General features: G+C 73.0%; 12 protein-coding genes. 7 read left to right on the forward strand and 5 right to left on the reverse strand.

Annotated features, from left to right (window positions below):
• Window positions 1-255 (forward strand): acetyl-CoA carboxylase biotin carboxyl carrier protein subunit (locus ACH4TL_RS43935; RefSeq protein ID WP_398425484.1); only part of this gene is annotated, 255 nt, incomplete at its 5' end.
• A gap of 84 nt (window positions 256-339) precedes the next feature.
• On the opposite strand, the gene ACH4TL_RS43940 is transcribed toward ACH4TL_RS43935, so the two are convergent.
• Window positions 340-1,521, reverse strand: a complete 1,182-nt coding sequence (locus tag ACH4TL_RS43940) for an alpha/beta hydrolase (RefSeq protein ID WP_398330968.1) — start codon at window positions 1,519-1,521, stop codon at window positions 340-342.
• 284 nt (window positions 1,522-1,805) lie between these two features.
• On the opposite strand from ACH4TL_RS43940, the gene ACH4TL_RS43945 reads away from it, so the two are divergent.
• Entirely contained in the window at window positions 1,806-2,405 is a 600-nt protein-coding gene (locus ACH4TL_RS43945; protein ID WP_398330965.1) for a TetR/AcrR family transcriptional regulator, read from the forward strand.
• A 30-nt stretch (window positions 2,406-2,435) separates the two neighbouring features.
• Here ACH4TL_RS43945 and ACH4TL_RS43950 read toward each other — a convergent pair whose 3' ends face one another.
• Together ACH4TL_RS43950 and ACH4TL_RS43955 are read right to left on the reverse strand one after the other, a co-directional pair.
• Complete coding sequence (locus ACH4TL_RS43950) at window positions 2,436-3,425, reverse strand: DeoR/GlpR family DNA-binding transcription regulator (RefSeq protein WP_398330990.1); 990 nt, start codon at window positions 3,423-3,425, stop codon at window positions 2,436-2,438.
• 186 nt (window positions 3,426-3,611) lie between these two features.
• Window positions 3,612-5,057: an NAD(P)H-quinone dehydrogenase gene (locus ACH4TL_RS43955; protein ID WP_398330962.1), complete on the reverse strand. Its 1,446-nt coding sequence runs from the start codon at window positions 5,055-5,057 to the stop codon at window positions 3,612-3,614.
• 108 nt (window positions 5,058-5,165) lie between these two features.
• Between ACH4TL_RS43955 and ACH4TL_RS43960 the strand changes: the two genes are divergently transcribed.
• The 4 genes from ACH4TL_RS43960 to ACH4TL_RS43975 all read left to right on the forward strand — a co-directional run bounded on the left by ACH4TL_RS43960 (window position 5,166) and on the right by ACH4TL_RS43975 (window position 9,904).
• Window positions 5,166-5,603, forward strand: coding sequence for a gamma-glutamylcyclotransferase (locus ACH4TL_RS43960; protein ID WP_055547017.1), 438 nt, complete (start codon window positions 5,166-5,168; stop codon window positions 5,601-5,603).
• A gap of 304 nt (window positions 5,604-5,907) precedes the next feature.
• Window positions 5,908-6,858, forward strand: a complete 951-nt coding sequence (locus ACH4TL_RS43965; protein ID WP_398330958.1) for a hypothetical protein — start codon at window positions 5,908-5,910, stop codon at window positions 6,856-6,858.
• Between the two features lie 134 nt (window positions 6,859-6,992).
• Window positions 6,993-7,829 carry a purine-nucleoside phosphorylase gene (locus ACH4TL_RS43970; RefSeq protein ID WP_398330955.1) on the forward strand — a complete coding sequence of 279 codons (837 nt, stop codon included), beginning with the start codon at window positions 6,993-6,995 and terminating at the stop codon, window positions 7,827-7,829.
• A gap of 395 nt (window positions 7,830-8,224) precedes the next feature.
• Window positions 8,225-9,904, forward strand: coding sequence for a phospho-sugar mutase (locus tag ACH4TL_RS43975; protein WP_398330952.1), 1,680 nt, complete (start codon window positions 8,225-8,227; stop codon window positions 9,902-9,904).
• On the opposite strand, the gene ACH4TL_RS43980 is transcribed toward ACH4TL_RS43975, so the two are convergent.
• Window positions 9,901-10,140: a hypothetical protein gene (locus ACH4TL_RS43980; RefSeq protein ID WP_398330949.1), complete on the reverse strand. Its 240-nt coding sequence runs from the start codon at window positions 10,138-10,140 to the stop codon at window positions 9,901-9,903. The two genes, ACH4TL_RS43975 and ACH4TL_RS43980, sit on opposite strands and share 4 nt — an antisense overlap.
• Window positions 10,141-10,153: 13 nt before the next feature.
• Window positions 10,154-10,798: a PH domain-containing protein gene (locus tag ACH4TL_RS43985; protein WP_398330946.1), complete on the reverse strand. Its 645-nt coding sequence runs from the start codon at window positions 10,796-10,798 to the stop codon at window positions 10,154-10,156.
• Window positions 10,799-10,943: 145 nt separating this feature from the next.
• Between ACH4TL_RS43985 and deoC the strand changes: the two genes are divergently transcribed.
• Entirely contained in the window at window positions 10,944-11,939 is a 996-nt protein-coding gene (gene deoC, locus ACH4TL_RS43990; protein ID WP_398330943.1) for a deoxyribose-phosphate aldolase, read from the forward strand.
• The last annotated feature ends 4 nt before the right edge of the window (window positions 11,940-11,943 follow it).

Here is an 11,943-nt window from a genome sequence, read left to right on the forward strand (position 1 = left end):
AAGCGCAAGGCGGTGAAGAAGGGCGGCTCCGCCGCCTCCGGCGACGCCCTCGCCTCCCCGATGCAGGGCACCATCGTCAAGGTCGCCGTCTCCGAAGGCGACACCGTGGCCGAAGGCGACCTCGTCGTCGTCCTCGAAGCCATGAAGATGGAACAGCCCCTCAACGCCCACCGCGCGGGCACCATCAAGGGCCTGAGCGCCGAGGTCGGCGCGTCGATCACCTCGGGCTCGGTCATCTGCGAGATCAAGGACTGACGCCACGCCGCAGGGCTGTGAGCGGGCCCCGGACGTCCCTGGGACGGCCGGGGCCCGCGTGCGTGCTCAGGCATCCGCCGCTGCTCAGCGCCCCCGCCCGACCACGTCCTGCGGGAAGGTCAGCTGGCCGCTCATCCAGCGCAGCGTGGCGGGCAGTTCGCGCCGCCAGGTGCGGAAGTTGTGGCTGCCCCGGTCCAGGATGATCGACTCGGCGCGCATCGGCGGCCGGACGGCGGCCAGGAACGACCGGGTCGCGCCGTAATCCGACTCGCCCCGGCGGCTGGAGGCCACCAGCACCGACACCTCGGGCTGCGGCAGGTTCCGCAGCCGCCACAGCAGATCGTGCTCCCGCATCCGCCGCTGCCCCGCCGGGCCGCCGCCGAACAGGTTCCCGGTGGTGGGATCGTCGGCCACGCGGTAGTCGGGCGAGAGGGCGGCCGCCGCGGAGTACACCCGCGGATGGCGCATGGCCAGCTGAAGCGCGCAGGTGCCGCCCGAGGAGTAGCCCATGACGCCCCAGGCGCTGGGGTCGTGGCCGATCCGGTAGTGGCGCGCCAGCGCCTCGGGGAGGTCCTCGGCGAAGTACGTCTCGGCTTGCGGCCCTCCGGGGACGTCCACGCACTGGGTGTCCCGCGGCGGGGCGATGGTGGGCCGGATCATCACGATCACGGCGGGCTGCATCGTCCCCCGGCGCATCAGGTCGCCCGCGGTCTGCGGCACCCGCAGATGCTGGGCCAGCAGGAAGGACCCGCCCGGGTAGCCGCTGATCGCGACGATGACGGGGAAGCGCTGGCGGGCGTACTGGCGCTGGAAGTACTGCGGCGGCAGGTACACGTACGCGGGGTTGGTGACCTGGCTGCGGCGGCCCAGGACGCGCACCGACTCGACCGTGCCGGTCTTCTGCGGCGGCCCGCCGGGCAGCCCGTGCACCCTGTCCAGGCCCTGCGGCGGCGCGGGCTGCACCAGGGCCCCGGACGGCCCGGACGGGACCGCCCCGCCGCCGTGTACGTCCGAGAGCGCGGCGGGGGCCGTCTCGCCCCGGCCCAGCAGCTCGTCCCAGGACCCGTAGAACTGGAAGTTCGCGTTCACCGCGAGGGCCAGCGCGGCGACGATGGCGCACTGGGTCACCGCCAGCGAGCCGAGCCTGCCCAGCCACGCCCGTACGCCCCGTCCGGCGAAGCGCGGCCACAGCCAGGCCGTGAGCGCGACGCACATCACGGCGGCGGCGATCATGACGTACTCGAGCGATCGACTGGTCAGTCCCATGGGTTCTTCCACTCCCGGCCACCGCAACACACGGCGCCTCACGCCCTGTTCGATGGCGATTGCACAAAACGGCGTTGCCCGGCGCTGATGTTGTTTCCCAGCCGTTCCCCCGCGCGCGCCCGCGGTTCACCACCCCGCCACCGCCCGGCCGCCGTCCGGCCACTGCCCGGCCGCCGCGGCCACCCGGGCGGCCGGAGAGCGACGATGTCCGGCCAACCGGATGTCACGTGATGGCATGCTTGACCTACAGGCAGGTACGACACGGCACAGCAGGGAGGACCGCGATGGCGACCGAGACAGCCCCGGCGCATACGCCACCGCTCCCCCGCCCCATGCGCGCCGACGCGCGCCGCAACTACGAGCGGCTGCTGGCCGAGGCGCGCACCGCCTTCACCCAGCACGGCACGGACGCCTCGCTGGAGGACATCGCGCGCCGGGCGGGCGTCGGCATCGGCACGCTCTACCGGCACTTCCCCAACCGCACCGCGCTCATGGGCGCCGTCTTCCAGGGCGAGATGAACGCCCTGCTGACGCGCTCCCGCGAGCTGGCGAAGGCGCCCCAGCCGTGCCATGCGCTGGTCGACTGGCTGCGGGCGATCGTCCACCACGCGAGCACCTACCGAGGGCTCGCCCAGGCGCTGATGGCGTGCTCGGCGGACGAGAGTTCGGAGCTGTCCCGCGGCTGCCGCCTGCCGCTGCGCGAGGCGGGCAGCGAACTGCTCGCCCGCGCCCAGCAGGCCGGAGCCGTACGGCCGGACGTGGTGATCGCCGACCTGATGCAGCTGACCAACGCCATCGCGCTGGCCGTCGAGCAGTCGCCGGACGATCCGGAGCTGGCGGACCGGCTGCTCGCCCTGACCTTCACCGGCCTCAAGGCGCACTGAACCGGCCACCCCGCTGTCCTGGGCGCCCGGTCAGCGCCGCCGTGGCGCCAGGTCCGCCACCCGGCCGCCGCCCGTCTGCTGCTCGGGCAGCGACGCCGCGGTGCGCAGCTGGGCGCCGCCTGGCCCCTGGCCGTGCGGATTGCGGCGCGGCCCGGGCAGCGGCAGCCCGTCCTCACCGGCCCCGGACCGCGGGGCCGACGAGCCCAGCCGCCCCGCCTGACGGCCCGCCCCCGGCGGGCCGCCGCCCTCGCCACCGGCCGGGCCGGACCCCGCGCCCGGCCCCGCCACCGCGATCTGCACGCCCTGATCGGCCAGGGCCTGCAACTCGGTCAGCGCACGGTCGTCCTGGGTGGGTGGCTCGTCGGTCACCAGCCGCGTGATCACATCGGTGGGCACCGTCTGGAACATGGTGTCGGTGCCCAGCTTGGTGTGGTCGGCGAGCACCACCACCTCCGCCGCGGCCTGCACCAGCGCCCGGTCGACGCTGGCCGACAGCATGTTGGACGTGGAAAGACCGCGCTCGGCGGTCAGCCCGCTGCCGGACAGGAAGGCGCGCGAGACCCGCAGCCCCTGGAGGGACTGCTCGGCGCCGCTGCCGACCAGCGCGTAGTTGGAGCCGCGCAGGGTGCCGCCGGTCATGACGACCTCGACCCGGTTGGCATGCGCCAACGCCTGTGCGACGAGCAGGGAATTGGTGACCACGGTCAGCCCGGGGACCCGCGCGAGCCGGCGGGCCAGCTCCTGCGTGGTCGTACCGGCGCCGACCACGACGGCCTCGCCCTCTTCGACGAAACCGGCCGCGAGATCGGCGATCGCCGTCTTCTCCGCGGTCGCTAGATGGGATTTCTGCGGGAAGCCGGACTCCCTGGTGAATCCGCCCGGCAGCACCGCACCGCCGTGCCGGCGGTCGAGCAGTCCTTCTGCCTCCAGCGCCCGCACATCACGCCGTACGGTCACTTCGGAGGTCTGGACGACGCGGGCGAGCTCACGGAGCGACACCGCTCCGTTCGCACGCACCATTTCAAGGATCAATTGGCGACGTTCTGCAGCGAACACGAAACTGACAGTAACGCCAACGACTGTCTGTTTTCAGCAGCTTGCACTAATTAGCAGAAGTTGTTCATCTGCGCGGGCGCAAGCTGCTATAAGGGGCGCACCTCACGCCCGACGGCCCGTCCTGACGGCCTGTCCGGCAGTCCGCCCTGACTACCCTTCGGACGACTTACGGGTGTGCAACTGCCGTGCCACCTCGGCGATCGAGCCGGACAGCGACGGGTACACGGTGAACGCCTTGGCGATCTGCTCGACCGTCAGGTTGTTGTCGACCGCGAGCGCGATCGGATGGATCAGCTCGCTCGCGCGCGGAGAGACCACAACACCGCCGACGACGATGCCGGTGCCCGGACGGCAGAAGATCTTCACGAAGCCGTCCCGGATGCCCTGCATCTTGGCCCGCGGGTTGCGCAGCAGCGGCAGCTTCACCACCCGGGCGTCGATCTTCCCCGCGTCCACATCGGCCTGCGAGTAGCCGACCGTGGCGATCTCGGGGTCGGTGAAGACGTTCGCCGAGACGGTCTTGAGGTTCAGCGGGGTGACCGCGTCACCGAGGAAGTGGTACATCGCGATCCGGCCCTGCATCGCCGCCACCGACGCCAGCGCGAACACCCCGGTGCAGTCACCGGCCGCGTACACGCCCGGCGCGCTGGTGCGCGACACCTTGTCGGTCAGGATGTGCCCGGAGTCCTTCGTCCGGACCCCGGCCTCCTCCAGGCCCATGTCCTCGGTGTTCGGTATCGAGCCCACGGCCATCAGGCAGTGGCTGCCGGTGATGACCCGCCCGTCAGCGAGCGTGCACTCCACCCGGTCGCCCACCCGCTTCACCGCGGCGGCCCGCGAGCGGGACATCACGTTCATCCCGCGCCGCCGGAAGACGTCCTCCAGCACCGCCGCCGCGTCCGGGTCCTCACCGGGCAGCACCCGGTCCCGGCTGGAGACCAGCGTGACCTTGGACCCCAGCGCCTGGTACGCGCCCGCGAACTCGGCGCCCGTGACACCGGAACCGACCACGATCAGCTCCTCCGGGAGCTCGTCGAGGTCGTACACCTGCGTCCAGTTCAGGATGCGCTCGCCGTCCGGCTGCGCGTCCGGGATCTCCCGCGGATGCGCACCGGTCGACACCAGCACCGCGTCCGCGACCAGGGTCTCCTCCGAGCCGTCCGCCGCCCGGACGATCACCTTCCGCGATCCGTCCGGCGCCTGCGCGGGCTCCAGCCGCCCGCGCCCCCGCACGACGCGCGCGCCGGCGCGCGTCACGGAGGCCGTGATGTCGTGCGACTGCGCGAGCGCCAACCGCTTCACCCGCCGGTTGACCTTGCCCAGGTCCACGCCCACCACCCGGGCCGCCTGCTCCAGCGGCGGGGTGTCATCGGCGACGATGATGCCCAACTCCTCGTACGAAGAGTCGAACGTCGTCATCACCTCAGCCGTGGCGATCAACGTCTTCGACGGCACGCAGTCGGTCAGCACCGACGCCCCGCCCAGACCGTCGCAGTCGACGACGGTCACCTCCGCGCCGAGCTGCGCGGCGACCAGCGCCGCCTCGTAGCCGCCGGGTCCGCCACCAATGATCACGATCCGAGTCACATGCTCCATTGTCCCGTACCCACCCGCTAGGCTCCCGCCCGGGGGTTCGAGTGCGCATCCTCATACGAACCCGCCACCCCAAGAGCGCTTCCACCCCTCTCCCGTACCCTCTGATCCATGTCGCTCTACGCCGCGTACGCCGGCAACCTCGACGCGCGGCTGATGTCCCGCCGCGCACCGCACTCACCCCTGCGCGGCACAGGCTGGATCACCGGCTGGCGCCTGACCTTCGGCGGGGAGCAGATGGGCTGGGAAGGCGCCCTCCCCACCATCGTCGAGGCCCCTCGCTCCCAGGTCTTCGTCGCGCTCTACGACATCGCCCCCATGGACGAGGACTCCATGGACCGCTGGGAGGGCGTCGGCCTGGACATATACCGCCGCATGCGGATCCGCGTCCACACTCTGGACGGCGACGAACCCGCCTGGCTGTACGTCCTCAACGGCTACGAGGGCGGCCTGCCCTCCGCCCGCTACCTCGGCGAGATCGCCGACGCCGCCGAATCCGCCGGGGCGCCCCACGACTACGTCATGGAGCTGCGGAAGCGGCCCTGCTAGGCCGTGACCGGGCCGGGCCGGTCACGGCGGGCCGTCGTCTGTCACGGCGGCGGGCCGTCGGCCGTGTCGGCCTGCCGCGCCCAGCCCTCTGGCCTGCCGCGCCGAGCCCGCTGGCTCCCGTATACGCTGGCCCGCACCCCTCCGCAGTCGCCATGGCCCACCTCCCACAAGGAGGCGCGGCTGGTGAAGTCATCGTGCCGATGTGGCCGCTCCCCCTGTTCCCCGCGACCGGCCTGGGCGACGATGCAGGACGATCTCGTTCGCGCACACCGTGCCACCGCTGGAAGGGAAGCCTCCGACCACCATGCCCGTCTTCAGGCGCCGCAAGGGCAGCCGTCCCCGGCTGGCCCCCGAACTCGACGACACCGACCTCGGCCGGGTCCGGCAACGCCTCGAAACGAGCTGGGTCCGCGGTGAACTCGACACCACGGTGATCGCCCAGGTGTCCCGGGTGATCGAGGACGCCGGTGAGGACTGGGACCGCAAGGCGCACCGCCTCTCCGTACTCGCCGCCGCCGCGGGGCGGGCCCTGCCCGGGATCTTCCGGCGGCACCATCCGCGCGACCAGGGGGCCCTGCTGCTGCACGCCTGGTCCGAGCTGGCCCAGGCCGGTACCCACGGCCCGGCCGTCGACCTGAGCGACGCCCGCGAGACCTGCCGCCTCGCCGCCGAGCTGGTCCCCGCCGACCCCACCCCATGGGCCGTGCACCTGGCCACGCTGCGCCGCGAGCAGCGGCCCCACCGGGAGCTGTCGGCGATCTGGCAGGAGATCATGGCCCGTGACCCATGGAACCGCGAGGCGTACTTCCAGGTCCTCGGCTACCTGTCGCCGGACGAGTGCGGCTCCGCCGTACAACTCCTCGACCTCCTCGACTCCGTCCGCGGCCGCATGCCCGCCGACGCCCCCACCGTCGGCCTGGAGCTGACCGCGATCGTCCGCGGCCACCAGCGCACCATGGCCAGCGGCGGCCTGGAGGCGATCAGCGCCGGGGACTACTGGCGGCGCCATGAGGTCGCCCCCGTACTCGACCAGGCGGCCCAGGACTGGCCCCGCCCCGGCTTCCTCGGCCACGCCGCGGCCCTCGCCGACCTCAACGTCCTGGCGTACGCCCTGGTCAAGTCCGGCCGCACGAGCGAGGCCGCGACGGCCCTGCGCGCCACCACGGGCGTGGTGACGCCCTGGCCCTGGAACGCGGAGGGCGACCCGCTGGAACGGTTCTCCCACGCGTACGAACGGCTCACCGCGACCGTGTAGCGCTGCGCTTGGCGCTGGGCTTGGTGCTGCGTTTGGTGCCGGGCTTGGTGTTGCGTTTGGTGCTGCGCGCATCGCAACGATCCGAACACCGTCGCGAAGCCGTCTACGCGCGTAGGCCAGAAGGGGCTACGCTCGTGCGCGTGAACGCATCTGTTACTAGGGACAGCCAAGGCGGCCCCGCCGACCCCCACGCCGCCGCCGACGCCGCCGCCACGCGCCTGCGCGAGCTGACCGGCGCGGAGACCCACGACGTCGCCCTGGTCCTGGGATCCGGCTGGGTCCCCGCCACCGACGCGCTCGGCAGCGCGGAGCACGAGTTCCCCGTCACCGAGCTGCCCGGCTTCCCGCCGCCCGCCGTCGCGGGCCACGCGGGCACCATCCGCTCGTACAAGCTCGGCGACAAGCGGGCCCTCGTCTTCCTCGGCCGCACCCACTACTACGAAGGCCGCGGCGTCGCCGCCGTCGCCCACGGCGTCCGCACCGCCGTCGCCGCCGGCTGCAAGACGATCATCCTCACCAACGGCTGCGGTGGCCTCCGCGAGGGCATGCACCCGGGCCAAGCGGTTCTCATCAGCGACCACATCAACCTCACCGCCGCCTCCCCCATCGTGGGCGCCAACTTCGTCGACCTCACCGACCTCTACTCCCCCCGGCTGCGGGCCCTCTGCCAGCAGATCGATCCCAGCCTGGAAGAGGGCGTCTACGCCCAGTTCCCCGGCCCCCACTACGAGACCCCGGCCGAGATCACCATGGCCCGCACCATCGGGGCCGACCTCGTCGGCATGTCCACCACCCTCGAGGCCATCGCGGCCCGCGAGGCGGGGGCCGAGGTCCTGGGCATCTCCCTGGTCACCAACCTCGCGGCGGGCATGACGGGCGAACCCCTCAACCACGAAGAGGTCCTTCAGGCGGGTCGCGACTCGGCCACCCGGATGGGCACGCTGCTGGCGCAGGTGCTGGACCGCCTCTGAGGCCCCGGGGCTGAGGTCTTGGGGGGCTCCGCCCCCCAAACCCCCCGCCGGGGCTCCGCCCCGGACCCCGGCGCGGTGCGTGCGGGGGGTGGTGCCGGTGCGGGGCCTCCGGGGCAGGGCCCTGGACTCGTATATTTTTGGCGCCCGTGCCCGGAGACGTGGAGTGGGCCGCGAACAGGCGCCACAAATACACGTCATCGTCCAGGACCCCACCCCTGCGCCCCGCCCCTCCCGCCATCGGCGACTCCCCGCCGGTGGCCCGGGGCCGGGCCCGCTCCAGTTGCGCACCAGGGCCCACCATTCGACAGCCCCCGCGCCGGGGGGCGGAACTGCTCCCCCGGCGACCGCGCAGCAACCAACAACACATCGGCACCCCCACCCAGGAGGCCCCCCCAATGGCGCTCGACCTCATCGACCAGGCCAGCACCTGGCTGGCCGAGGACCCCGACCCCGAGACCCGGGACGAGTTGCGCGCGCTGCTGGACGCGGCCCAGGGGGGCGACACCGAGGCGGGGGACGCGCTCGCGGAGCGCTTTTCCGGGACGCTTCAGTTCGGCACCGCGGGCCTCCGCGGTGAGTTGGGCGCGGGCCCGATGCGGATGAACCGCGCCGTCGTGATCCGCGCCGCCGCCGGGCTGGCCGCGTACCTGGCCAAGCAGCCGGACCAGGACGCCGGTCTCGTCGTCATCGGCTACGACGCCCGCTACAAGAGCGCGGACTTCGCCCGCGACACGGCGGCCGTCATGACGGGCGCCGGTTTCCGCGCGGCGCTGCTGCCGCGTCCGCTCCCGACGCCGGTGCTGGCGTTCGCGATCCGCCACCTGGGCGCGGTGGCGGGGATCGAGGTCACGGCGAGCCACAACCCGCCCCGCGACAACGGCTACAAGGTCTACCTGGGCGACGGCTCACAGATCGTCCCGCCCGCGGACGCGGAGATCGCGGCCGAGATCGCGGCGATCGGCAGCCTGGACGACGTACGCCGCCCGGACACCGGCTGGGAGACGCTGGACGACGGCATCCTCGACGCGTACCTGGCCCGCACCGAGGCCGTGCTGACCGCCGGTTCCGCGCGGGATGCCCGCGCCGTCTACACGCCCCTGCACGGCGTGGGGCGCGAAACGCTGACGGCGGCCTTCGCCCGGGCGGGCTTCCCGGCGCCGACGGTGGTTCCCGCGCAGGCCGATCCCGATCCGGCGTTCCCGACGGTGGCGTTCCCGAATCCGGAGGAGCCGGGGGCGATGGATCTGGCGTTCGCGACGGCCCGCGAGGCGGCGCCGGACATCGTCATCGCGAACGACCCGGACGCGGACCGCTGCGCGGTGGCGGTCCCGGCGCCGGGGACGGCCGGCGGTTGGCGGATGCTGCGCGGCGACGAGGTCGGGGCGCTGCTCGCCACGCACCTCGTGCACAAGCGGGCCCGTGGCGCGTTCGCGACGACGATCGTGTCCTCGTCGCTGCTGTCCCGCATCGCGGCCGACGCGGGCCTGCCGTACGCGGAGACGCTGACCGGCTTCAAGTGGCTGGCCCGGGTGGACGGTCTGGCTTACGCGTACGAGGAGGCGCTGGGCTACTGCGTGGACCCGGACGGGGTGCGCGACAAGGACGGGATCACGGCCGCGCTGCTGGTGGCGGAGCTGGCGTCGGAGCTGAAGGGGCAGGGGCGTACCCTCACGGACCTGCTGGACGACATCGCGGTCGCGCACGGTCTGCACGCCACGGACCAGTTGTCCGTACGGGTCGAGGACCTGTCCCTGATCGCGGCGGCGATGCGGCGCCTGCGCGAGCGGCCCCCGGCCGAGCTGGCGGGCCTGGAGGTCACCTCGGCCGAGGATCTGGAGCGGGGCTCGGAGTCCCTGCCCCCGACGGACGGCCTGCGGTACCGGCTCGCCGGGAGGGACACAGTCCGCTCGGCCCGCGTGATCGTGCGCCCTAGCGGTACGGAGCCGAAGCTGAAGTGCTACCTGGAGGTGGTGGTCGACGTACCCGCCGCAGCGGACCTCCCCCGGGCCCGCGCCACGGCGGAAACGGTCCTGGCGGCCCTGAAGAAGGACCTCTCCGCAGCCATCGGAATCTAGCTCCCCGGATCCCGGACGAACCGGCTCAGCCGATACGTCGTCGGCCGCGTCGAGCGCCCGCACAGCGTGTCCACGCGGACCGTCGACACGTCGACCGGCGCGTCCCCGCCCCGCAAGCGGACCAGCTGGGCACGCAATGCGGCGGCGTCCTGGGTCTCGAAGACCACTTCCCAACGCCCGGCGTCGGCAGCGGACTCCCGCTGCCGACGCCGCCGCTGTTTGCGCTGCTTCGGCACGACCGCACCGTCCTCAGATCAGCAGCATGATCACCAGCAGCACCGCACCGGCCAGGGTCGGCGCGATGACCTCGAACGCCCACCGCACCTCGGGCTCGCCCTGCGCGCTGTCGCGGTCGGCGTTCGACTGGGCCAGTTCGCGCAGGTCGTCGATGGTCTGGTCGGCCTGGGCGCGCCGGTCCGCGGTGGCGCCCTGGCCGGGCGTGCGGCCGAGGGCTTCCGTGGCGGCCGCGCGGCTCTGCTGGCGGGCGGCGCGCTTGCGCTGGCGCAGGGAGACGGGGACGGCCCACAGCTGGTACGTCGCGCCGCCCGCCAGCACCTCGCTGGTGTAGCTCGCGCGAAGGGTCTCGACGGAGCCCCACGGGAGGGTGATGGTGCGGAAGGGGTTGCGTACGAGCAGCCGGTCCGCGCCCGCGTACACCGCCGGGCGCACGGTGAAGGCGATCACCACCGGCACCGCGAAGAACAGCCCGGCGAGGGCCAGCCACGGCGTGCGGCCCTCGCCGCGCAGGATGGCGTCGATGCCGAGCCAGCCGCCGATGCCGAGCAGCAGCACGCCGCCCGCGATGCCGCCCGGGGAGCGGTAGACGCGGTCGGCGTACGGGGCGGGCTCCTCGGTGGGCTGCGCGGGGTCGGCGGGGTCGTCCGGGCTCGTCATGGGGCCGATTGTGCCCCACGGTCCGGCGCCTTGGGCTTCGGGATCAACACGGAACGAGCACGATCGGACCCGGGCCGGGCCCGGGACCGATCCCGGCCGGGGGGTGACATACCGCTACGCGCGTAGATATGCTCAGGTGGTGACCATGCCCACCACAGTTCCCGCATACGGCACCGAGGCCGCGGCGCGACTGGCGTCGATGGCGGACGTGACCGCCACCGACAGCGCGCTGCGCCGCTTCCTGCACGGCCTGCCGGGCGTCGACGCGGTCGGCCTCCAGGCCCGTGCCGCGACCCTCGGCACCCGCTCGATCAAGACGACGGCGAAGGCGTACGCCATCGACCTGGCGATCTCGATGATCGACCTGACGACCCTGGAGGGCGCGGACACCCCGGGCAAGGTCCGGGCGCTGTGCGCGAAGGGGATCACCCCGGACCCCACCGACCGCAGCGTCCCGAAGGTCGCGGCGATCTGCGTCTACGGCGACATGGTGACGACCGCCAAGGAGGCCCTGACCGGCAGCGGCATCCACGTGGCGGCCGTGGCGACCGCCTTCCCCTCCGGCCGGGCGGCCCGCTCCGTGAAGCTGGCCGACACCCGGGAGGCGGTGGCCGCCGGCGCGGACGAGATCGACATGGTGATCGACCGCGGGGCGTTCCTCTCCGGCCGCTACCTGGAGGTCTTCGAGGAGATCCGGCAGGTGAAGGAGGCATGCGTCCGCGAGGACGGGAGCGCCGCGCACCTGAAGGTGATCTTCGAGACCGGCGAGCTCCAGACGTACGACAACGTCCGCCGCGCGTCCTGGCTGGCGATGCTCGCGGGCGCCGACTTCATCAAGACGTCGACCGGCAAGGTGTCCGTCAACGCGACGCCGCCCGTCACCCTCGTCCTCCTGGAGGCGGTCCGCGACTTCCGCGCCGCGACCGGGGTGCAGGTGGGAGTGAAGCCCGCGGGCGGCATCCGCACCACGAAGGACGCCATCAAGTACCTGGTGATGGTCAACGAGACGCTGGGCGAGGAGTGGCTGTCCCCGGACTGGTTCCGCTTCGGCGCGTCGAGCCTGCTGAACGATCTGCTGATGCAGCGCCAGAAGCTGAGCACCGGCCGGTACTCCGGTCCCGACTACGTGACGGTGGACTGATACG

It is taken from the genome of Streptomyces sp. NPDC021115, from assembly GCF_044333065.1.
In the GTDB taxonomy this organism is placed as follows: Bacteria; Actinomycetota; Actinomycetes; order Streptomycetales; family Streptomycetaceae; genus Streptomyces.